The 20,390-nt window shown below is 71.1% G+C and carries 20 protein-coding genes and 1 pseudogene; 3 read left to right on the top strand and 18 right to left on the bottom strand.

Annotated features, from left to right (window positions below; all coding sequences use genetic code 11):
• Positions 1 to 53: 53 nt before the first annotated feature.
• Entirely contained in the window at positions 54 to 512 is a 459-nt protein-coding gene (locus H7827_RS23375; RefSeq protein WP_432747243.1) for a TIGR03618 family F420-dependent PPOX class oxidoreductase, read from the top strand.
• Positions 513 to 635: 123 nt separating this feature from the next.
• Here the strand turns inward: H7827_RS23375 and H7827_RS23370 are convergent, their stop codons facing one another.
• The 8 genes from H7827_RS23370 to H7827_RS23335 form a co-directional block, all read right to left on the bottom strand.
• Positions 636 to 1,577, bottom strand: a complete 942-nt coding sequence (locus H7827_RS23370; protein WP_046723087.1) for an ROK family glucokinase — start codon at positions 1,575 to 1,577, stop codon at positions 636 to 638.
• Between the two features lie 53 nt (positions 1,578 to 1,630).
• Positions 1,631 to 2,068 carry a DUF5304 family protein gene (locus H7827_RS23365; protein WP_432747242.1) on the bottom strand — a complete coding sequence of 146 codons (438 nt, stop codon included), beginning with the start codon at positions 2,066 to 2,068 and terminating at the stop codon, positions 1,631 to 1,633.
• A gap of 42 nt (positions 2,069 to 2,110) precedes the next feature.
• Complete coding sequence (locus H7827_RS23360; protein ID WP_432747241.1) at positions 2,111 to 3,157, bottom strand: ArsA family ATPase; 1,047 nt, start codon at positions 3,155 to 3,157, stop codon at positions 2,111 to 2,113.
• On the bottom strand, positions 3,154 to 3,609 hold the full coding sequence (locus H7827_RS23355; RefSeq protein WP_386538623.1) for an SRPBCC family protein: 456 nt from the start codon (positions 3,607 to 3,609) through the stop codon (positions 3,154 to 3,156). The genes H7827_RS23360 and H7827_RS23355 overlap by 4 nt, the downstream gene beginning before the upstream one ends.
• An 81-nt stretch (positions 3,610 to 3,690) precedes the next feature.
• Positions 3,691 to 4,842, bottom strand: a complete 1,152-nt coding sequence (locus H7827_RS23350; protein ID WP_432747240.1) for a glycosyltransferase family 4 protein — start codon at positions 4,840 to 4,842, stop codon at positions 3,691 to 3,693.
• Between the two features lie 40 nt (positions 4,843 to 4,882).
• Positions 4,883 to 5,926: an NlpC/P60 family protein gene (locus H7827_RS23345; protein ID WP_432747239.1), complete on the bottom strand. Its 1,044-nt coding sequence runs from the start codon at positions 5,924 to 5,926 to the stop codon at positions 4,883 to 4,885.
• Positions 5,927 to 6,108: 182 nt separating this feature from the next.
• A complete protein-coding gene (locus H7827_RS23340; protein ID WP_386538628.1) occupies positions 6,109 to 7,158 on the bottom strand; it encodes a C40 family peptidase in 1,050 nt (349 codons plus the stop codon).
• A gap of 300 nt (positions 7,159 to 7,458) precedes the next feature.
• Positions 7,459 to 8,805: an NYN domain-containing protein gene (locus H7827_RS23335; RefSeq protein ID WP_432747238.1), complete on the bottom strand. Its 1,347-nt coding sequence runs from the start codon at positions 8,803 to 8,805 to the stop codon at positions 7,459 to 7,461.
• Positions 8,806 to 9,059: 254 nt separating this feature from the next.
• On the opposite strand from H7827_RS23335, the gene H7827_RS23330 reads away from it, so the two are divergent.
• A complete protein-coding gene (locus tag H7827_RS23330) occupies positions 9,060 to 9,341 on the top strand; it encodes an Lrp/AsnC ligand binding domain-containing protein (protein WP_030734501.1) in 282 nt (93 codons plus the stop codon).
• 89 nt (positions 9,342 to 9,430) lie between these two features.
• Here H7827_RS23330 and H7827_RS23325 read toward each other — a convergent pair.
• From H7827_RS23325 to ctaE, 6 genes and pseudogenes are all read right to left on the bottom strand, one after another.
• Positions 9,431 to 9,598, bottom strand: a pseudogene (locus H7827_RS23325) (ABC transporter ATP-binding protein); the annotation flags it as partial.
• 85 nt (positions 9,599 to 9,683) lie between these two features.
• Complete coding sequence (gene trpD / locus H7827_RS23320; protein ID WP_432747237.1) at positions 9,684 to 10,748, bottom strand: anthranilate phosphoribosyltransferase; 1,065 nt, start codon at positions 10,746 to 10,748, stop codon at positions 9,684 to 9,686.
• Between the two features lie 119 nt (positions 10,749 to 10,867).
• Complete coding sequence (qcrB, locus tag H7827_RS23315) at positions 10,868 to 12,523, bottom strand: cytochrome bc1 complex cytochrome b subunit (RefSeq protein ID WP_386538634.1); 1,656 nt, start codon at positions 12,521 to 12,523, stop codon at positions 10,868 to 10,870.
• A complete protein-coding gene (gene qcrA / locus H7827_RS23310) occupies positions 12,520 to 13,596 on the bottom strand; it encodes a cytochrome bc1 complex Rieske iron-sulfur subunit (RefSeq protein WP_052385336.1) in 1,077 nt (358 codons plus the stop codon). The genes qcrB and qcrA overlap by 4 nt, the downstream gene beginning before the upstream one ends.
• Positions 13,593 to 14,402: a cytochrome bc1 complex diheme cytochrome c subunit gene (qcrC, locus tag H7827_RS23305; protein ID WP_030734511.1), complete on the bottom strand. Its 810-nt coding sequence runs from the start codon at positions 14,400 to 14,402 to the stop codon at positions 13,593 to 13,595. The genes qcrA and qcrC overlap by 4 nt, the downstream gene beginning before the upstream one ends.
• 75 nt (positions 14,403 to 14,477) lie before the next feature.
• On the bottom strand, positions 14,478 to 15,095 hold the full coding sequence (gene ctaE / locus H7827_RS23300; RefSeq protein WP_030734513.1) for an aa3-type cytochrome oxidase subunit III: 618 nt from the start codon (positions 15,093 to 15,095) through the stop codon (positions 14,478 to 14,480).
• 169 nt (positions 15,096 to 15,264) lie between these two features.
• Between ctaE and H7827_RS23295 the strand changes: the two genes are divergently transcribed.
• Positions 15,265 to 15,666 (top strand): hypothetical protein, encoded by a 402-nt coding sequence (locus H7827_RS23295; RefSeq protein ID WP_386538637.1) that lies wholly within the window; start codon positions 15,265 to 15,267, stop codon positions 15,664 to 15,666.
• Positions 15,667 to 15,751: 85 nt separating this feature from the next.
• Here the strand turns inward: H7827_RS23295 and H7827_RS23290 are convergent, their stop codons facing one another.
• The 4 genes from H7827_RS23290 to ctaC all read right to left on the bottom strand — a co-directional run bounded on the left by H7827_RS23290 (position 15,752) and on the right by ctaC (position 20,319).
• Positions 15,752 to 17,041, bottom strand: coding sequence for a L,D-transpeptidase (locus H7827_RS23290; RefSeq protein WP_386538639.1), 1,290 nt, complete (start codon positions 17,039 to 17,041; stop codon positions 15,752 to 15,754).
• 151 nt (positions 17,042 to 17,192) lie between these two features.
• Entirely contained in the window at positions 17,193 to 17,591 is a 399-nt protein-coding gene (locus H7827_RS23285; protein WP_432747236.1) for a cytochrome c oxidase subunit 4, read from the bottom strand.
• The gene (gene ctaD / locus H7827_RS23280) at positions 17,588 to 19,345 is read right to left on the bottom strand and encodes an aa3-type cytochrome oxidase subunit I (protein WP_046723099.1); all 1,758 of its coding nucleotides are present in this window, start codon (positions 19,343 to 19,345) and stop codon (positions 17,588 to 17,590) included. The genes H7827_RS23285 and ctaD overlap by 4 nt, the downstream gene beginning before the upstream one ends.
• Complete coding sequence (ctaC, locus tag H7827_RS23275) at positions 19,342 to 20,319, bottom strand: aa3-type cytochrome oxidase subunit II (RefSeq protein WP_386541926.1); 978 nt, start codon at positions 20,317 to 20,319, stop codon at positions 19,342 to 19,344. Before ctaC ends, ctaD begins: the two co-directional genes overlap by 4 nt.
• Between the last annotated feature and the right edge of the window lie 71 nt (positions 20,320 to 20,390).

Genomic DNA, 20,390 nt, shown 5'->3' with positions numbered 1-20,390 from the left:
CGGTGCACGCCCGGTGGTGGAATGCAGGGTCCCTCAGCGCGGTTGACCGCGTCATGACGGATCGACCCGGGCCCCGCCCCCTGACCGACGACGCGCTGTCCGCGCTGCTGGCCGCCCAGCGGTTCGGCACCGTGGCCACCGTGCGGCGCAGCGGCCACCCGCACCTGACCACGATGCTGTACCACTGGGACCCGGCGGCCCGCGTCGTGCGGATCTCCACCACGGCCGACCGCGCCAAGCCCGGACACATCCGCCGCGACCCGCACGCCGCCCTGCATGTGCCGGGCGGCGACGTGTGGTCGTTCGCGGTCGCCGAGGGCGAGGCCGAGGTCTCGGAGATCACCACGAGCCCGGGCGACGCGGTCGGCCGCGAACTGCTCGACATGCTGCCGGCCGACATGCGGCCCGCGGACGAGAGCGTGTTCCTGGAGCAACAGGTCGCCGAACGCCGGGTGGTCATCCGGCTGCACGTGCGCCGCCTGTACGGGACGGCGCTGGAGGTGAGCGGCTGACGGCCGCCGGGCCAGCCGGAACCCGTCGGACAAGCCCCAGGTCGTCTCTTGCGGATCTTCGTGGATCAGGCCGCTCCCCCGGCAGTCGGCAGCGCGGCCCCGCGAAGATCCGAAGGAGACGGCCTAGCCCTGGCGGGCCAGGTCCGCCGCGCCGACCAGGCCGGCGCGGCCGCCGAGCTGGGCGGCCACCACCTGGGCGTGCGGCCGGTAGCGGCTGCCGACCAGCCAGCGCCGGAAGGACTTGCGGATCGGCTCCAGGACGAGGTCGCCCTCGTCCGAGACGCCGCCTCCCACGATGAAGGCGGACGGGTCGAACAGGGAGGCCAGGTCGGCGAGCCCGGCACCGGCCCAACGGGCCAGCTCGCGGAAGGAGTCGATGGCCACCGGGTCGCCCTGCCGCGCGGCGGCGGAGACATGGCGGCCCTCGATGCCCTCGGGGGTGCCGTCCCCCTCCGCCAGCAGGATGCTCGCGGCCTCGGGGGTGGCGCTGGCCCGCTGCCGGGCGTAGCGCACCAGGGCGCGGCCCGACGCGTACTGCTCCCAGCAGCCCTGGCTGCCGCAGCCGCACAGCAGGCCGTCCGGCACCACCCGGATGTGGCCGAACTCGCCCGCGACGCCGAACCGTCCGCGGTAGAGCCGGCCGCCCATGATGATGCCGCCGCCCAGGCCCGTGCCGAGGGTGATGACGACGACGTCGTCGTGCCCGGCGCCCGCTCCGAAGCGGTATTCGCCCCAGGCTGCGGCGTTGGCGTCGTTCTCGACGACGACCGAGAGCCCGACGCGCTGTTCGACTTTGTCCTTGAGTGCCTCGTGGCGCCACTTGATGTTCGGGGCGAACAGGACCGTGGCGCGCTTGTCGTCGACGTAGCCGGCCGCGCCGATGCCCACGGCCTCGCACTTGCTGCCGCGTCCCACGGTCTTGACGGCCTCGGCGATGGCCTCCACCACTCCCTCGGGGGTGGGCGGCGTGGGCACGGTGCTGGTGTCGAGGATCGTGCCCTCTTCGTCGACCACACCGGCCGCGATCTTGGTGCCGCCGATGTCAACGCCGATGGTCAGTCCCATGAAATCCTCGATAAGGTCAGTCGGTCCCCGCCGGCGAACACCGTACCTCGCGATCAGTCCAGATCAATGCGCTGGGCCGGACCGGAAGGTTCCTCTCCGTCACGGTCGTCACGACCGTCGCGGGCGTCACCGCGCTCCTCGGCCCCGGGCCCGTCCTCGGTGCTCTGCCGCTGGTACCCGATCACCGCGGCCCGGTAGGCGGCCACGAGTTCGGCGCCCGCGTTGGACAGGTGCTGGAGGACGTCGGGGTTGACCGCCGACCGGGCGCGGGCGGCCAGCAGTGTGGCGTCCGCCCCGAACCGGGCCCCGATCCGCCCCGCCTCCTCGGTGATCGCCGTCATGAGCTTGCGCAGTTCCTCGGCGGTGTCCCCGTGCGAGGACTGTCCGGTGCGTTCGCGGAACCGGGCCCGCTCGGCGGCGAGATCTTCCGCGCAGGCCTGTTCCCAGGCGTGCGGGTCGGCGTCGGATGGCTGCTCGGTGGGTTCGCTCATGGCGTTCTCCTGGCACAGCTGCGCGTCGTGGATTCCCCGACGTTACCCCGGATCGGGGGCGAACCGTACGGCGAGCGCCCCCGATTCCTCCAGGGCCGCGCCGGTCACCTCGCGGTGCCGCAGCTCGGCGGGCAGCGGCACCGCGCGGCGGAACGGTCCGACCGTGAGGAAGAGTTCGTCGCCGCGCCGCACCAGGTCCAGTTCCGAGCGGTTCGCGCCGGGCAGCGGCAGCCGCCACACCGGCCCCTCGTCGAGGACCGGGGTGAGCCGCCGCGGCTCGCCCGCCGGGGCCCAGTCCAGCGCCCCGCTCGCGGCCAGCTCCGTCAGCTCCGCCTCGCCGGGGGTGCCGCCCAGGTGCGGGAGGTCGCGGGTCTCGGCCGGGAGCGCGTCGAGGGCCGACTGCTGTGCCGCCGCCAGCTCGCGCAGCCAGGGGTCCGGGGAGCCGGAGGGCAGCACCCGGTTGGCGATCACCGTCTCCAGGGCCAGCCCGTGCAGGGCGAGTCCGGCCCTGGCCATCCGTACGGTGGCGGGTGCCTGTGCCGTGGGTTCGACCACCAGCCGCACCGCCGTCGCCGGTGAGGTCAGCAGGGCGTGCAGCTGATCGAGTTCCCCGGCCCAGCGTCCGGCCGCCTCGTACGGCAGGCCGGCCAGCTGGGCGAGGAGCGAGGCCGGGCGGCCGCCGGGGAGCAGCCTGCGGACGTAGCGGGCCAGCAGTTCGGGCAGGGCCAGCAGCCGGATCGCCTCGGTGACCGGCGGGAGGTCGACGACCAGCGTCTGCCACCGCCCGGAGCGGTGCGCCTGCGCCAGCGCGGTGAGCAGGGCGAGCCCTTCGCTGCCGGGGAGGGCGGTCAGTTCGTCCTCGTGCAGCAGGTCGGTGCCCGTCTGCCGCTGGATCCCCAGTACGCCGTCCCGGAACCACTGCCCGGTGTCGGGGCGGACGGCCGCCACCCCGGAGAGTGTCCCGACGCGCTCGCCGAGCAGCAGCACCGTGCGCCCGCCCCGTGCCTCCGCCAGCGCGGTGCCGGCCGCGACGGTCGTCGTGCCGGCCCCGCCGGGCCCGGTGACCAGCAGCACCCGTGCCGACGTCATCCGGCGGTCGCCTCGCCGCTCTCCACCCGCTTCTTCAGCCCGTCCAGGGCACGTTCGATGATGACCTTCTCGGCCTTGCGCTTGATGGTGCCCAGCATCGGGATCTTCACGTCCACGGTCAGCTGGTAGGTGACCTCGGTGTGCTTGCCGCCGTCCACCGGCACCAGCCGGTAGGAGCCGTCGAGCGAGCGCAGCATCTGGGACTTCACGAGCGACCAGCTGACCTCGTCGGACTCCGACCAGGTGTACGCCAGGGTGTGCTCGTCCTTGATGGCGCCGGCGTCCAGCAGCAGCCGCACCTGCTCGGCGCGCCCGCGCCCGTCCGTGCCGAGCACCTCGGCCTCCCGCACCTCGCCCGTCCACTCGGGGTAGCGGCCGAAGTCGGCGATCACCGCCATGACCTCGGCCGGTGTGGCGTCGATGGTGATGCTCGACCTGGTGTGTTCGGCCATCCCGGTGGCTCCTTGTTCCGCGCGCGCTGTCGTCGTGTCGTGGGGGGTGAGTGTCACCGGGAAGGCTATCGCGGGCCGTCGCTAGAGCAGTTCACGCAGCCGCTGCGCCAGCAGGTCCCAGCGCCACTTCTCCTCGACCCACTGCCGTCCGCGCTCGCCCATCCGGCGCCGCAGCCCCGGGTCGCGCAGCAGGGTGACGATGCGCTCGGCGGTCTCGGCCGCGGCGCCGGGGGCGCCGCCGCGGACGATCCAGCCGGTCTCGCCGTCCAGCACCGCGTCGGGCGCGCCGCCCGAGTCGCCGGAGACCACCGGCAGTCCGGTGGCCGACGCCTCCAGGTACACGATGCCCAGGCCCTCCACGTCGAGGCCGCGGCGCCGGGTGCGGCAGGGCATGGCGAACACGTCGCCGGCCCCGAAGTGGGCGGGCAGCCGCTCCCAGGGGACGGGCCCGGTGAACCGGACGGAGCCGGCCACTCCGCTCTCCTGCGCCAGCTTCTCCAGGTCCCTGCGGTAGGGGCCGTCGCCGACGATCAGCAGGACGGTGTCCGGCTCGGCGGCCAGGATCCGGGGCATGGCCCTGATCAGGGTGTCCTGGCCCTTGCGCGGCACCAGGCGGGAGACACACACCACCACGGGACGGTCGGTGAGGCCCAGTTCGGCGCGGACCTTGTCACCGCCGGATCCCGGGTGGAACAGCTTCTCGTCCACGCCGGGCGGCAGTTGCACCATGCGCCCGGCGGCTTCCCCGGTGAGCGCCGAGGCGATCCGTGAGCGGGTGTACTCCCCCAGATACGTCACTGTGTCGGTGCCCTCGCCGATGCGGCGCAGCAGGTGCCGGGCGGCGGGCAGCTGGGCCCAGCCGGCCTCGTGGCCGTGGCTGGTGGCCACCAGCCGCTGGGCGCCCGCCTTGCGCAGGGCCGGCCCCATCAGGCCCAGCGGCGCCGCCGCGCCGAACCACACCGACTCGCACCCGTGGGTGCGCAGCAGGTTGACCGCGCGGCGGGTGACGCGCGGGGTGGGCAGCAGCATGGTGCTGCGGTCCCTGATGACCGGGTACGGCTGCTCGGCGTCGAAGGCCGCGGTGGCCGCCCGGCCCTCCTTGTCGCGCTTCCAGGTGGAGGCGTACACGACCACCCGGTCCGGCTCCAGGCGCAGCGCCATGCTGTGCAGGAACGCCTGGATGCCGCCGGGGCGCGGCGGGAAGTCATTGGTGACGATCAATGTCTTACGCATCAGGGGCGAGCGTATCCGGTGGCGGGGCCCGGGCCCCGGTTCAGGGTCGGACCACGGAGTGCAGCGGCATCATGCCGACCGGCTCCATGCGTACCTGGGCGCCGGGGTAGGGCGCGTGGATGACCTGGCCGCCGCCCACGTACAGGGCGATGTGGCTGGCGTCGCCGCGGTAGACGACGAGGTCGCCCGGCTGGGCGGCGGACAGCGGTACGGCGGTGCCGGCCGCCGCCTGGGCCTGGGAGGTGCGGGGCAGGGAGATCCCGGCCTGGCGGTAGGCCCACTGGGTCAGTCCCGAGCAGTCGAAGGAGTTCGGGCCGGCCGCGCCCCAGGCGTAGGGGCTGCCGAGGGCGCTGTGGGCGGCGGCGAGCGCGGTGGCGCCGCGGCCGCTCGCGGTGGGTGCGGCGGCCGGGGTGGGTGCGGCCCCGGTGGCGGCGGTGGTGGTGGCCGCGGCCTGCTCGCGCGCCTCCCGGTCGGCCCGTTCGCGGGCGGTGAGCCGGTCGTACTGGGCCTGGGCGGTGGCGAGCTTGCGCAGCACGGTGCGCTTCTCGCGGGCGAGCGCCGCGCGTTCGGCGGCGAGTTCGTCGAGTTTGTCGCCGGCCTCGGCACGGCGCTGTTCCAGGGTGCGCTGGGCGGCCTGCAGTTCGCGCAGCTCACCCGAGCGTCTGGTGCTGACCCGGTTCAGCGTGGCGGCGCGGGCGAGATAGCTGTCCGGGTCGTCGGAGAGCATGAGGGTGACGGTGGGGTCGATGCCGCCGGCCCGGTAGTGCGCGGCGGCGGCCGAACCCAGGGAGCGGCGTGTCTCGTTGACGGCCTGCCTGCCGGTCTCCACCCGCCGCTGGTAGAGCTCGGCCTCGGCGGTCAGCTCCTCGACCCGTTCCGAGGTGCCGTTGTACGCCTCCACGGCGCGCTCGGCCTCGGCGAAGAGCCGGTCCACTCGCTCGGCGGCGCTGACGCTGCTGGGGACGGGCTCGGCCACGGCGGGCGCGCTGCTGAGGGCGACCGCGGCACTCGCCGCGGCGGACAGGACGGAGGCGCGGGCCGCGCGGGCCGGGCCGTGCTGCGGGGGTCGCCGGTGGGTTGCCACTGCGCGCCGTGTTCCCTTCGGTGGGGTACCTGAAGGGGGCAGAATCTAGTTGCGGCGCGGCCGGGTACAGCGCATCCCGGGCCGGATGTTGTCCGGCGAGCCAGGGAAGCGCCGCAGGTCAGCGGGGGTCGGCGGCCACGGTGTCCGGCCGCCGATTCACCCGGATGGAGGAACGCGCCGGGTCAGCCGACCCGGACACCGAACTGGAACGGCATGGTGTGCAGCCCGGTGTACTCGACGTACTTGCCGGTACCCGGCGAATGCAGCACCTGGCCATTGCCGGCGTAGATCCCCACGTGGTGCAGGTCGCCGTAGAACAACACGATGTCGCCGGGCGCCAGCTGGCTCTCGCTGACCCGGGTCCCCGCGTTGGCCTGCGCCTGGGAGGTACGCGGCAGGGTGACGCCGGCCTGCGAGTACGACCAGCTGACGAAGCCGGAGCAGTCGAAGGAGTTGGGCCCGGTGGCACCCCACTGGTACGGGGAGCCGACCTTGGTGGCGCCGGCGGAGAGCGCGGACTGGCCACGGGCTGAGCCGCTGCCGTCCAGGACCGGACGGCCGTCGCTGCCACTGCGGTTGGCGCGCTCGGCCTCCGCCTGGGCGGCGGCCGCCTCCTCGGCCTCGGCGGCGGCGATCGCCGCGCGCTCCTCCTCGGTGAGCTGGTTGAGCAGGGACTGCGCCTCGCTCAGCTTGCCCTGGATGGTGTCCTTGCGGTCCTTGAGCTCGTCCCGGGTCTCCTCGAGCTCGGCGAGCTTCTCGGTGGCCTCGTCGCGCTGCTGGGACAGGGTGCGCTGCTTGGACTCGATGATCTGCAGCGTCTCGGCCTGCTTGCCGGTGACCTGGCTGAGCGTGGAGGCGCGTTCGAGGTACGCGTCGGGGTCACCGGACAGGAAGAGCTGTACGGAGGGGTCCAGGCCGCCGGTGCGGTACTGGGCGGCGGCGATGGAACCGAGGCCGGAGCGCAGCTCGTTGAGCTCCTCCTGGCCGCGGGCGGCGGAGTCCTGAAGGGTCTCCACCTCTTCCTGGAGCGCTTCCTCGCGCTCCTTGGCCCCGTTCCACTCCTCGGTGGCGACGGCCGCTTCGTGGTGGAGCTCGTCAACCCGCTCCTGGACCTGTTCCTTGGTCTCGGCGTGGGCTGCCTGGGAGCTGAGGGCTACGGTGGCGGCCGCGGTGGCGCCGAAGACGGTCACCCGCGTACGGCTCGGGGGCTTGGGACGACGGTGGGACGCCACTGGGGCGAGCTCCTTCTTCCTCAGCCGCCTGCCGGGTGTGGGGGCTTGGCCCCGGCTCCGCGCATCGGCCGCGGAATCGGCGGTACCCTCACGGCCCCCCGGGATGGGTGAGCGACCGCGCGAAGGTTCGAGGCCCGACCCTAGCGAGGCGTTGTTCCCTCATTCAAATCCCTGTGGGCTTTTTTTACTTACCTCACACGCCGAGCGACCACGGGTCACCCAGTGTGCGGCACAGAAGCGGGCACACCGCGGCCGACCGGGGGAAATACCAGCAGGACGGGCCAGACCGGCGCAACCGGATCATGTCCGGGCAAGGCGTTTGAGCAGCAGGGCGGAGGCGGCGGGACGGGCTCCGGCGCGTGCGATGCCGTCGGCGACCTCCCGGTCGGAGGAGACCACCACCACGGGGCGGCCCGGGGGTTCGGCGCGCACCAGCCGCCGGATCAGCTCGTCGGCGGTCTGTCCCGGGTTGCTGAACAGCACCCGCACCCCGCGTGGCGGCGTCAGCAGCACCGGCGCGGCCAGCTCCGCGCCGTCGAACACGCAGGTCATCTCGGCGCCGGTCTGCGCGGCCAGCACCGCGAGTCCGCGCAGCAGCCGGGCCCGCTGCTTCTCCAACGGCAGGGTGGGATAACCGGATTTGGTGACGTTGTAGCCGTCGACCACCAGATGGGCCTGCGGCAGCGCCAGCAACTGGTCCAGGAGCGCCGGATCGTCCTCGGCCAGCGCGCGATGGGCGACGTCCTGCGGGGACAGCTCCCCGGGGCGCACCGCGTCGACCGTCTGGGCGGGCCGCAACTGGGAGGGTGGCAGGGCCAGTTCCCGGCGCAGCCCCTGGGCCGCGTCCAGCACGGTGTCCAGCAGCAGCCGCAGCCGCATGTCCTCGATGCCCCGACCCTCGCGCGCCGCCCTGCGGCCCGACTCCAGGGTGGTCTCGGCCTCGGCCAGCCGGGCGCGCAACCGCCGCGCCTCGCTGTCCGCCGCGGCACGGGCGGCACCGGCCTCACCGCGGACCGTCTCCAGTTCCTCGCGCAGCTTGCGCACCGTGGCCTCGCCGCGCCGCACGTCGCTGAGCGCGCTGCGCAGCTTGCGGTGCACCGCGTCGGTCTCCTTGCGGGCCGCTTCGAGCTCGGCGCGCAGCCGCTCGCTGTCGGTACGCGCGGTGGTGCGGGCGTCGGCCAGCTCGGTGCGCAGCCGGGCGAGTTCGCGCTCGCGCTCCTCACCGGCGCGCTCGTCCTGGGCGCGCTGCGCCTCCTCGCCGGCGGCGGCCACCAGCTTGGCCCAGCCGGGGGGCCGCAGCAGATAGGCGATGGCGGCGACCGCGACCGGATCGGCGGCGGCGGGCGGCGTGCCGCCCTCCACGGCCTCGGACAACTCCGGTTCGGCGGCCCGCAGCCGGGCCGCGACGCGGTGCCGGAAGAGGGTGTCGTTCTCCAGGGCGGTGGCGATGGCGGCGCCGCCGTGCCGGACCCGGCGGGCGGGGGTGAACCGCGCGTACTGCCGCAGGACCGGCGGCAGCTCGTTGACGGTGAGGCCGGCGAAGGCGTCTCCGGCCAGCACGATCACACGGTGCCGGACCTTCTCCGGCAGCGGACGGTCCAGGCTCTCTGCGGGCTCCGCTCCCTCATCGCCATCCGTGGCATCCATGACCGGTCACACCCGTCCGTCAGCATCCGTTGGCCGAGAATGCGCCATGGTTTCGCCTACTTTCTGAACTGCCCGGCCGGGGGTACCTCCCGAAGGGGGTCCGGGGGAGGCTGTCATCATCCGCACGGTCACCCTACGGCCTGCGTACTGGCCCGTGTGCTCAAGCGCCGGGGATCGCCCGTCCGGCGGATGACGGGGGCGCGCGGGCTATGGTGAGCGGCGTACCGCGACCGGCGTCCAGGGAAGGCCAAGCCGTGATCACCTCCATCGTGCTCATCAAGACCAGCGTGGACCGCATCCCGGAGATCGCGGAGGCGATCGCGGCCCTGGAGGGGGTCAGCGAGGTGTACTCGGTGACCGGCGCGCACGACCTGATCGCCATCGTCCGCGTCCCCCGCCACGACGACCTGGCGGACGTGATCCCCGGCAGGATCAGCAAGGTTCCCGGCGTGGAGTCGACCGAAACCCACATCGCGTTCCGCGCCTACTCCCAGCACGACCTGGAGGCGGCCTTCGCGATCGGCCTCGACGCCTGAGGCCGCGCCGGACGGATGCCGCCCGGCGTTCAGCGCGCCAGGCGCGGCAGCAGCAGCGAGGCGGCGGTGACGGCCAGAGCCGCCGACAGGACCAGGAAGGTCATCCCGGTGGCGGCGCGGACCTCGTCGACGTGCCGCCACACGCTGATGCGGGCGACCGGGTCCAGGCCGATGGTGGGCTCGTCGATGACCAGCAGCCGTGGCCCGCTGAGCAGCGCCCGGGTGAGTTCGAGGCGGCGGATCATGCCGCCCCGTCCCGCACCGGGGGCCGCCGCGCCGCACGGGCTGGCGGCCACCCGGGCCAGGGGGTGCCTGCCGGACGGAGTCCGGGGACAGGAGCGATCAGCGGTGGGTCGCGCTCACCCAGCGCTCCAGGGTCTCGCGGGCGGCGCCCGTGTCGACGGAGGCCGCCGCCCGGGTCATGCCCGCCGCGATCTGCTCGGCCAGCGGGGCGTCCGAGGGATCGAGCGCCACCAGCGCGGCGGCCGAGTTCAGCAGGACCGCGTCGCGTACCGGGCCCGGCTCACCGGCCAGCAGCCGGCGCGCCACGTCCGCGTTGTACGAGGCGTCGGCGCCGCGCAGCGCGGACACCGGCACCAGTTCCAGACCCACCTCGCGCGGGTCGAAGGTCTCCTGGCGCACCGCCCCGTCCCGGACCACCCACACGGTGGAGGTGGCCGTGGTGGTCAGCTCGTCCAGGCCGTCGTCGCCGCGGAAGATCAGCGCCGAGCTGCCCCGTTCGGCCAGCACCCCGGCCATGATCGGGGCCATCCGGGCGTCGGCCACGCCGGTGGCCTGGGCCCGGACCCGGGCCGGGTTGGTCAGCGGCCCCAGGAAGTTGAACGGGGTCGCCACCCCCAGCTCGCGCCGGGCGCCCGCCACATGGCGCAGCGCGGGGTGGAAGTTGGCGGCGAAGCAGAAGGTGATGCCCGCCTCCTGGGCCACTTCGGCGACCCGCTCGGGAGGCAGCGTGAGGTTGACGCCCAGCTTCTCCAGGACGTCGGAGGCGCCGCTGGCGCTGGAGGCCGCCCGGTTGCCGTGCTTGACGACCTTGGCGCCGGTGCCGGCCACCACGATGGCGGACATGGTGGAGATGTTGACGGTCTTGGCCCGGTCGCCGCCGGTGCCCACGATGTCCACGGCCGGGCCGGGGACCTCGATCAGCCGGGCGTGCGCGTACATGGCCCGGACGAGCCCGGCGATCTCGCCGACGGTCTCGCCCTTGGCGCGCAGCGCGACCGCGAATCCGGCGATCTGCGCGTCGGTGGCCTCGCCGCGCATGATGCGGTCCATCGCCCAGGCGGTGTCCCCGGTGGAGAGGTCGGTTCCGGCGATGAGGGCGGTGAGGATGTCCGGCCAGGCGCGGGCCGCCGCGGCGTCGTCGCCGACGGGGGGCACAGTGCTCATGGCTCACCTCTGGGGGATCCGGGGATCTTCTGCGGGGCAGCCTAGCCTGCCCGTGACACGGCAAGAGCCCCGGTCCGAAGATCGGACCGGGGCTCTGACCTGTCAGCGCGGAACGCGGCTCAGTGGTGGCCGTGTCCCTCGGTGATCTCGCGGTACTCCTCGGCGGTCGGCTTGGCGACCTGACCGCTCTCGCCGAAGTAGCCGCGGCTGACCTTGACCCGCATCCGCTCGATGACGCCGACCTTGTTCCGGACCCCGTTCTCGTCCGTCGCCGGCGGCAGTTCGGCCGGCTTGTACTGGTCGTGCGCGGTGAGCGTGTGCAGCTGCTCGCGGTCCAGCGGCTCGTGCACCTCGATGAACTCGCCGTGCGGCAGCCGCTTGATCACACCGGTCTCCCGGCCGTGCAGCACCTTCTCCTTGTCCCGGCGCTGCAGGCCCAGGCACACCCGGCGGGTGGCCCAGAAGACGAGCACCGGCAGGACGAAGAAGGCGATCCGGCAGATCCAGGTGATGGTGTTGATCGACAGCCCGAACTTCAGCGCGATCACGTCGTTGCCACCGGCCACCAGGGCGACCAGGTACCAGCTGATCCACGCCACACCGAACGCGGTACGGGTCGGCGCGTTGCGCGGCCGCTCCGCGATGTGGTGCTCGCGCCGGTCCTTGGTGACCCAGCTCTCGAAGAACGGGTACACCGCGATGATGATCAGCATCAGCGGGAAGACCGCCAGCGGCACCAGCAGACCGAAGTTCAGCGTGTAGCCGCCCGGGATCACCCACTCCCAGCCCGGCATCAGCCGCACCAGACCCTCGGAGAAGCCCAGGTACCAGTCCGGTTGCGCGTTGGAGGTGATCTGGTCCGGCCGGTACGGGCCGAGCACCCACACCCCGTTGATCGTCGTGGTCGCGGCGATGATCGCGATCACACCGAAGACCAGGAAGAAGAACCCGCCGGCCTTGGCCATGTACACCGGGAACAGCGGGAAACCGACCACGTTGGTGTTGCGGCGGCCGGGCCCGGCGTAGTGGGTGTGCTTGTGGAACACGATCAGGATGAGGTGCGCCACCACCAGCGCGGCCATGATGCCGGGCAGCAGCAGCACGTGCGCGACGAAGAACCTCGGGATGATGTCCGTGCCGGGGAACTCCCCGCCGAAGACGAACATCTGGAGGTAGGAGCCGACCACCGGGACGGCGAGCATCGCGCCCTCGGAGAAGCGGATACCGACACCGGAGAGCAGGTCGTCGGGGAGCGAGTAGCCCGTCAGACCGGTGAGGATCGCCAGCACGAAGAGCAGGAAGCCGAAGACCCAGTTGACCTCACGCGGCTTGCGGAAGGCACCGGTGAAGAACACCCGCATCATGTGCATGAAGATGCCGACCACGAAGATCAGCGCGGCCCAGTGGTGGATCTGCCGCACGAGCAGACCACCGCGGACCTCGAAGCTGATGTCGAGCGTCGAGGCGTACGCCTCGGACATCAGCAGCCCGTTCATGGGCGCGTACGAGCCGTGGTACTCGACCTCCGCCATGCTCGGCACGAAGAACAGCGTCAGATAGACACCGGTCGCGATGAGGATGATGAAGGCGTAGAGGCAGATCTCGCCCAGCAGGAAGGACCAGTGGTCCGGGAAGATCTTGCGCATGTTGGCCTTGGCGAGGGAGTAGATCCCCACCCGGCCGTCCGCCCAGTCGGCGATGCGCTCGCCGGCGGGCGCCTTGCCCCGCGAGGACGGTGCCTCGGGAGCCTCGGCGTTCTTGGTTGCCGTACTCATCCGCGCTCCCAGAAGCTCGGGCCGGGCGGCTCCTCGAAGTCACCGAGGGCTTCGAGGTAACCGTCGTCGTTCACCTTGATACGCAGCTGCGGCAGCGGGTGACCCGCGGGACCGAACAGCACCCGCGCCCCGTCGGCGAGGTCGAACGTCGACTGGTGGCAGGGGCACAGCGCGTGATGGGTCTGCTGCTCGTACAGGGTGGCCGGGCAACCGATGTGCGTGCAGATCTTGGAGAAGCACAGGATGCCCTCGTGGCCCCACTCGGCCGACTTCGGGTCCTTGATGTCGTCCGGCTCCAGGCGGACCAGCATGACCGCGGCCTTGGCGATCTCGACCTGGAAGTTGTGGTCGTGCGGGTCGAGACCCTCCGGCATGGCCTGGGTCAGCGAACCGAGCGTGATGTCCTCGGGCCGCAGCGGCTGCATCGTGTTCTCGTTGATGATCAGCGAGCCGGGCTTCCACATGGTGTGGCGCAGCTTGGTGCCGGGCAGCGGGCCGAGGTCGCGCAGCAGCACCACTCCGGAGAGCGGCACCAGCGCCAGCGCGCCGAAGAGCGTGGTCCGCACCAGCTTGCGCCGGCCGAACTGCGACTCCTTGGTGCCCTGGGCGAAGTCCGCCAGGACCTGGGCCTTGACCTCGGGCGTGGCCTCGATCGGGTGCCGCTCGTCGCTCATCTCCTCGTCCGACATCAGCGTGCGGGCCCAGTGGACCGCGCCGGCGCCGATGCAGAAGAGGGCGACACCCAGGGTCAGACCGAGGGCGAAGTTGAGCCCGCTGATGTGACCGAAGGGCCAGATGTAGACGATCTTGTCGATCGGGATCGCCACGTAGGAGGCGATGAAGCCGATGGTGGCCAGCATGGACACCGTGAACAGCAGGGCCACGGTGCGCTCGGACCGTTTGGCGGCCCGCTCGTCGATGTCCTGCCTGCGGTGTTCGTGCGGCGGCAGTCCGGGGTCGGCGAACGGATCGTCCGCCGGGGCCACCGCGCCACGCTCCTGCTCACTCGGCAGGTGTTCGTCAGACACGTTGTTGTGGGAGTTCCGGGAGTCGTTGTCGTCGGGATTGCTCATGACTTCTTCGCCTTCGCGCTGCGGGCGGCGATCCACACGGCCACGGCGATCAGCATGCCGATGCCGATGGTCCAGGCGAAGAAGCCCTCACCCACCGGGCCGTATCCGCCCAGGCTCAGACCGCCGGGGTTGGGCGACTCGGAGGTGTTCGTCGCGTCCAGCCAGGCGATGATGTCGCGCTTGGCGTCCTCGGGGAGCACCCCGTCGGGGAAGGAGGGCATGTTCTGCGGGCCGGTCAGCATGGCTTCGTACAGGTGACGCGGGTTCACGTCCGCCAGGTTGGGGGCGAACTTGCCGTGCGTCAGCGCACCACCCTGACCGGTGTAGTTGTGGCACTGCGAGCAGTTGGTGCGGAACAGTTCGCCACCGCGCGCCGGGTCACCCTGGGCGGGGTCGTACGCGTCGGACTCCGGCACGGCCGGGCCGGGGCCCAGGGAGGCGATGTACGCGGCGAGCTGGTCGATCTCGGCCTGGTTGTAGACGGTGGGCTTGCGTTCGGCCTGCGGGCCCGGCTGCGCCATGGGCATCCGGCCGGTGCCCACCTGGAAGTCGACGGAAGCGGCACCGACACCCACCAGAGAGGGTCCACCGGTGCCGCCCTGGCCCTCGTTGCCGTGGCAGCTGGAGCAGCCCACGGAGTAGAGCGCCTTGCCTTCCTCGATGGCGAGGGTCTGGGCCGTTTCCTCGGCCTGGGCCTCACCCGAGGGCGCCAGTACGGCGTACAGCCCCCCGGTGACCGCCAGCGCGAAGATAAGGACGACGAGCGCAGCCAGCGGATGGCGCCGTCGTGCGGAGAGCTTTTTCACGGATTACCCCGGTGTCAGGATCTGCTGCGTCGGTGCTTGAGGTGTGCGTCGGAGCGCGTCCGGTGCGGCGACCGGCTACTTGATCAGGTAGATCGTGGCGAAGAGGCCGATCCAGACGACATCCACGAAGTGCCAGTAGTAGGACACGACGATGGCCGACGTGGCCTGCTCGTGGGTGAACCGCCGCGCCGCGTAGGTCCGTCCCAGGACCAGCAGGAAGGCGATCAGTCCGCCCACCACGTGGAGGCCGTGGAAGCCGGTGGTGAGGTAGAAGGCGGACCCGTACGGGTCGGAGGACAGCGTGACGCCCTCGTGCACCAGTTCCACATACTCCGTCACCTGGCCGCCGATGAAGACCGCGCCCATGACGAAGGTGACCACGAACCACAGGCGCAGCTTCTTCACGTCGCCGCGCTCGGCGGCGAAGACGCCGAGCTGGCAGAACAGGGAAGAGAGCACCAGGATCGAGGTGTTGCCCAGGGCGAAGGGGACGTTGAGGGTATCCGCCTTATCCGTCCAGAAGTCCGCTCCCATCACCGATCGCAGGGTGAAGTACATCGCGAAGAGCGCCGCGAAGAACATCAGCTCGGAACTCAGCCAGATGACGGTTCCGACGCTGGTGACATTCGGCCTGTTGACCGAGGGGTGTGCGCGCCCGGTTTCTACTGCTGTTGCTGTCGCCACGCCGGACATTATGTCGGTCGCTTATCCGGCGCTTAGCCGGGGGGTGCCATTCGGTGTGTCCAAGCGGTATGTCCTGGGACGACGCGGGGCCACTCCGAGGTTGACGACCCCTGCCGCCGGGCGGTGCCGACGGAGTAGCATCCGGGCCACGCTACCCGTCCATTCACGCGGAGGAACGATGCAGCGGACCGCAACGGTGCTGGTCTACAGCGACGACGCGAACACCCGCGAACAGGTACGTCTGGCGGCCGGCCGCCGCCCCGCCGCCGACGCCCCGGCGGTGGAGTATGTGGAGTGCGCCACCCTGCCCGCAGTGCTGTCCGAACTGGAGCGCGGCGGCATCGACGTGTGCGTGCTGGACGGCGAGGCCGTCCCGGCGGGCGGCATGGGAGTGTGCCGGCAGATCAAGGACGAGATCTTCGACTGCCCGCCCGTGCTGCTGCTGATCGGACGGCCCCAGGACGCCTGGCTGGCGACCTGGAGCCGGGCGGAGTCGGCCGTACCGCACCCGGTGGACCCGGTCCAGCTGGCGGCCGCCCTGGCGGAACTGCTGCGCTCGCGGCTGCCCGCCGTCGCCTGAGCCGGGAGAGCCCCGGCTGAGGCCCCGGCCGGTCGCTGGACGGGGCCGGGGCCACAGGGGGGCTCCCAGGAGCTCTGGCGGGCTCTCAGAGCGCCGGGGCGAGCCGGCTGGGGCTGCCGGACGCGCCGGCCGGGTCGGGCGCCTGGTGGAGCGCGCTGCCCGCCAGCCACTCGTCCCAGGACAGGTTCCAGTCGCCGAAGCCGTTGCCGAAGGGCGCCATGTCCTCGCCGTAGCCGTTGATGTGTTCGACGATGTCGCCCTGGCGCACGGTTTCGAAGAACCAGCGGGCGTCGGCGTCACTCATTCCGGTACACCCGTGGCTGACGTTGGAGTTGCCCTGGGAGCCCACCGACCAGGGCGCGGCGTGCACGTACTCGCCGCTCCAGGTGAGCCGGGTGGCCCAGGAGACGTCGAGGTCGTACGACTCGGAGCTGCCGGCCGGGATGCCGATGCTGGTGCCGGTCATCCGGACGTTCTGCTCCTGGCCGAGGACGACCTTCTTGCCGTCGCGGGTGGCGAATCCCACTTTTCCGGTGGTGATGGGCAGGGTGCGCAGGACCTCGCCGTTGCGGGAGACGGTCATGTGGTGGCCGCTGATGTCGGCCAATGCCTCCACGCGGTCGCCGATGGTGAGCTGGAGTTCCTGCCCGGCACCGCCGCGCAGCCCTTCCCTGATGTGCAGTCCGGCGAGCTGGGAGCTGACCGTGACGCTCGCCCCGGCCGGCCAGTACTCCTTGGGCCGGTAGTGCAGCAGGGTGTCGTCCACCCAGTGCCACGAGCCCTCCACCTGGGGCTCGGAGGCGACCGTGAGGGCGCTCTCCACCAGGAGCCGTTCGGCCGGGTCGGCGACCTCCTCGCTGAGTTCCGCGGTGAGCGGCTGACCGACCCCGTAGGTGCCCGCGGTGGGGCCCAGTTCGATGTCGAGGGGGGCGGCGTCCGAGTCGCCGGTGCTGAAGGTGTGGGTGCCGCGGCCCGGGCGGCCGTCGTTCTCGGTGCTCACCTGAATGGTGTAGCTGGCCCCGGCCGCCAGCGGGCTCGTGCTGTGCCAGCTGCTGCCGTCCTCGGACAGCTGTCCGGTGACGGTGCGGCCGATCGCGTCGGTGGCCACCACGTCCGTGATCCGGCCGTCGGTTTCCTTGCTGGTGATCTTCAGTGGCTCGTCGGGGTTGACGGCGGCGTCGCTGTCCCCGGCGGGGCCGAAGGAGAGCTGTTCCGTGGCGTCGTAGGGCTTGCCCGTGAGGGATCTGGAGGCATCGCTGCACGCGGTGACCCAGACCATCAGCGGGGCGAGTATCAGGGCGCAGCTGAGCGCCGTCCGGCGGGATGCGACCGCCCTGATGGGCGCGCTGTCCGAGATGCCTCTTTCGTGACCCATGGTCACAAAATACGAATAATACTCCGACAGGGCGCGCGGGGTTCCCGCATTCGGGGGACCCACCGGTCGCGTCGCCTTTCCCCGGCACGCCGCCGGCCCCCGGGGAGGCTTCCCCGGGGGCCGGCGGCGGTACGTGCGCGGGACGTCGCGGCTACTGGTTCTGGTTCTCGCCCCGGTAGAACTCGAAGACCCACAGCCACAGACCGATGAGCAGCAGCGGCGCGGTGAAGAACGCCAGCCACCAGCCGAACACCGGCCCCATGAACGCGGTCAGACCACCGAGCGCCAGCACCAGCGGCGCCCAGCTGTGCGGCGCGAAGAAGCCGAGCTCCCCCGCGTCGTCCGCGATGTCGGCGTCCTTGCGGTCCTGCGCCCCGGTGTCCACCCGGCGGGCCGTGAAGACCAGGTAGAACCCGATCATCGCGGCCAGCGAGAAGGACAGGAACAGGGCGGTCGTGCCCACCGGCTCCTTGGACCACAGTCCGTAGACGATGGCCGCGCCCAGCATGAACAGGGCGATGCCGCTGAAGAGGTAACCCTGGATCTTCACTTGGCGTCTCCCTCGGACTCGGTGCGGCCCTCGGTCGGCTTGCTCTCGGTCCCACCGGTCACCGCGGTGCGGGGATCGGTGTTCTCCAGCGCGTCCAGCACGGCCAGCTCCGGGTGGTGCAGGTCGAACGCCGGCGATTCGGAGCGGATCTTCGGCAGGGTGACGAAGTTGTGCCGCGGCGGCGGGGAGGAGGTCGCCCACTCCAGCGAGCGGCCGTAGCCCCACGGGTCGTCGGCGTTGACCGGCTTCCCGTACTTCCACGTCTTCCAGACGTTGTAGAAGAACGGCAGCATCGACATGCCCAGCAGGAACGAGCTGATGGTGGAGATGGTGTTCAGCGCGGTGAAGCCGTCCGCGGCCAGATAGTCCGCGTACCGCCGCACCATGCCCTCGGTGCCCAGCCAGTGCTGGACCAGGAAGGTGCCGTGGAAGCCGATGAACAGCGTCCAGAAGGTGATCTTGCCAAGACGCTCGTCCAGCATCTTGCCGGTCCACTTCGGCCACCAGAAATGGAAGCCGGCGAACATCGCGAAGACCACGGTGCCGAACACCACGTAGTGGAAGTGCGCCACCACGAAGTAGGTGTCCGAGACATGGAAGTCCAGCGGCGGCGAGGCCAGGATGACGCCGGTCAGACCACCGAAGAGGAACGTGACCAGGAAGCCGATCGACCACAGCATCGGGGTCTCGAAACTCAGCGACCCCTTCCACATGGTGCCGATCCAGTTGAAGAACTTCACACCGGTCGGTACCGCGATCAGGAAGGTCATGAACGAGAAGAACGGTAGGAGTACCGCTCCCGTCACGTACATGTGGTGCGCCCACACCGTCACCGACAGACCGGCGATGGAAATGGTCGCGATGACCAGACCGATGTAACCGAAGATCGGCTTGCGGCTGAAGACCGGGATGATCTCCGAGATGATGCCGAAGAACGGCAGCGCGATGATGTACACCTCTGGATGGCCGAAGAACCAGAAGAGGTGTTGCCACAGAATCGAGCCGCCGTTGGCCGGATTGAAGATTTGTGCCCCGAACACCCGGTCGGCGGCCAGCGCGAACAGCGCGGCGGCCAGCACGGGGAAGGCCAGCAGCACGAGCACACCGGTGAGCAGGACGTTCCAGGTGAAGATCGGCATCCGGAACATCGTCATGCCGGGGGCGCGCATGCAGATGATGGTGGTGATGAAGTTGACCGCGCCCAGGATGGTGCCGAAGCCGGAGAAGGCCAGACCCATCACCCACATGTCGGCGCCCACGCCCGGCGAGCGGACCGCGTCGGACAGTGGTGAGTAGGCGAACCAGCCGAAGCTCGCGGCGCCCTGCGGGGTGAAGAAGCCCGCGATCACCAGCAGACCGCCGAAGAGGTACAGCCAGTACGCCAGCATGTTCAGCCGCGGGAACGCCACATCGGGCGCGCCGATCTGCAGCGGCATGATCCAGTTCGCGAACCCGGCGAACAGCGGGGTCGCGAAGAGCAGCAGCATCACCGTGCCGTGCATGGTGAACAGCTGGTTGAACTGCTCCTTGGAGACCAGCTGCAGACCCGGCCTGGCCAGCTCGGCGCGCATGATGAGCGCCATGACGCCGCCGATGATGAAGAAGATGAACGACGTCAGCAGATACATATTGCCGATCGTCTTGTGATCCGTGGTGGTGAGCCACTTGATCACAATATTGCCGGGCTCTTTCCGGCGCACCGGCGGCACTGCCTTCGCGGCGCCGGCCTCCTGTGGGGTGTCAAGGATTGTCACGGCTGGTTCGTCTCCGCGTTAGTGGCGGCTTCCGTCTGCTCGATGCCCGCCGGGATGAAGCCCGTCTGACCCTGGGCAGCCAGATCCTGGAGGTGCTGCTGGTACTCCTCGGGGGAGACGACCTTCACGTTGAAGAGCATCCGGGCATGGGCCTCGCCGCACAGCTCGGCGCACTTGCCCATGAAGGTGCCCTGCTTGTTCGGGGTCACCTCGAAGCGGTTGGTGTGCCCGGGGATCGCGTCCTGCTTCATGAGGAACGGAACCACCCAGAAGGAGTGGTTGACGTCCCGCGACGTGATGATGAACTGAACCGTCTCGCCCTCGGGCAGCCACAGGGTGGGCCCGGGGTTGCCGGTGTCCGGGTCGCGGTCGTCCAGCGCGCCCACGGTGTAGACCCCGTCCGCGTTCTCCGGGACGGCCTCCATGAAGCGGTCGGGGATGGACGCCAGCTCGGGAGCGTTCTGGGCGAACTTCTGGGTCGGGGTTTCCTCGGACAGGTGTCCGACCGGCTCCAGGTAGTTGAAGGCCCAGCTCCACTGGAAACCGACCACGTTGATCACGTGGTCCGGCTGGTCCGAGGTCTCCAGGAGCTTGGTCTGGTCACGTGCGGTGAAGTAGAAGAGGACCGAGACGATCACCAGCGGAACCAGGGTGTACAGCGCCTCGATGGGCAGGTTGTACCGGTTCTGCGGCGGCACTTCCACCTTGGTCCTGGACCGGCGGTGGAAGAAGACACTCCACAGGATCAGCCCCCACACCAGTACGCCCGTCACCAGAGCGGCGGCCCACGAGCCCTGCCACAGGGACAGAATGCGCGGCGCCTCCTCCGTCACCGGAGTGGGCATACCGAGACGGGGGAAGTCCTCGGATGTGCAACCTGTCGCGGTCGCCAGGACCAAGCCCGCGAGCAACGCCTGCGGCAGGATCCGCCGCACCGGGCGCCGCGACGAGCGGTCGGAGCCGTTGGGACTCACGTAGCGCCTTCCCGAGAGTCTCGCCCGCGGTATACGGCCACTGCCTTCGCCCGGGGCGGGGGCACCGGCCC

The sequence above is a fragment of the Streptomyces sp. JH002 genome, from assembly GCF_050916115.1.
In the GTDB taxonomy this organism is placed as follows: Bacteria; Actinomycetota; Actinomycetes; order Streptomycetales; family Streptomycetaceae; genus Streptomyces; species Streptomyces xiamenensis.
Note: the sequence above shows the minus strand (reverse complement) of the source record. Positions and strands in the feature narration are given on the sequence as shown.

What these genes read in the sequence shown, in the direction of transcription:
- qcrB (WP_386538634.1), bottom strand. Translation starts at nt 12,523, where the DNA reads ATGAGTACGGCAACCAAGAACGCCGAGGCTCCCGAGGCACCGTCCTCG.
- H7827_RS23290 (WP_386538639.1), bottom strand. Translation starts at nt 17,041, where the DNA reads ATGGGTCACGAAAGAGGCATCTCGGACAGCGCGCCCATCAGGGCGGTC.
- H7827_RS23335 (WP_432747238.1), bottom strand. Translation starts at nt 8,805, where the DNA reads ATGGATGCCACGGATGGCGATGAGGGAGCGGAGCCCGCAGAGAGCCTG.
- qcrA (WP_052385336.1), bottom strand. Translation starts at nt 13,596, where the DNA reads ATGAGCAATCCCGACGACAACGACTCCCGGAACTCCCACAACAACGTG.
- trpD (WP_432747237.1), bottom strand. Translation starts at nt 10,748, where the DNA reads ATGAGCACTGTGCCCCCCGTCGGCGACGACGCCGCGGCGGCCCGCGCC.
- H7827_RS23355 (WP_386538623.1), bottom strand. Translation starts at nt 3,609, where the DNA reads ATGGCCGAACACACCAGGTCGAGCATCACCATCGACGCCACACCGGCC.
- ctaE (WP_030734513.1), bottom strand. Translation starts at nt 15,095, where the DNA reads ATGTCCGGCGTGGCGACAGCAACAGCAGTAGAAACCGGGCGCGCACAC.
- H7827_RS23370 (WP_046723087.1), bottom strand. Translation starts at nt 1,577, where the DNA reads ATGGGACTGACCATCGGCGTTGACATCGGCGGCACCAAGATCGCGGCC.
- H7827_RS23350 (WP_432747240.1), bottom strand. Translation starts at nt 4,842, where the DNA reads ATGCGTAAGACATTGATCGTCACCAATGACTTCCCGCCGCGCCCCGGC.
- H7827_RS23295 (WP_386538637.1), top strand. Translation starts at nt 15,265, where the DNA reads ATGCAGCGGACCGCAACGGTGCTGGTCTACAGCGACGACGCGAACACC.
- H7827_RS23360 (WP_432747241.1), bottom strand. Translation starts at nt 3,157, where the DNA reads ATGACGTCGGCACGGGTGCTGCTGGTCACCGGGCCCGGCGGGGCCGGC.
- H7827_RS23375 (WP_432747243.1), top strand. Translation starts at nt 54, where the DNA reads ATGACGGATCGACCCGGGCCCCGCCCCCTGACCGACGACGCGCTGTCC.
- H7827_RS23365 (WP_432747242.1), bottom strand. Translation starts at nt 2,068, where the DNA reads ATGAGCGAACCCACCGAGCAGCCATCCGACGCCGACCCGCACGCCTGG.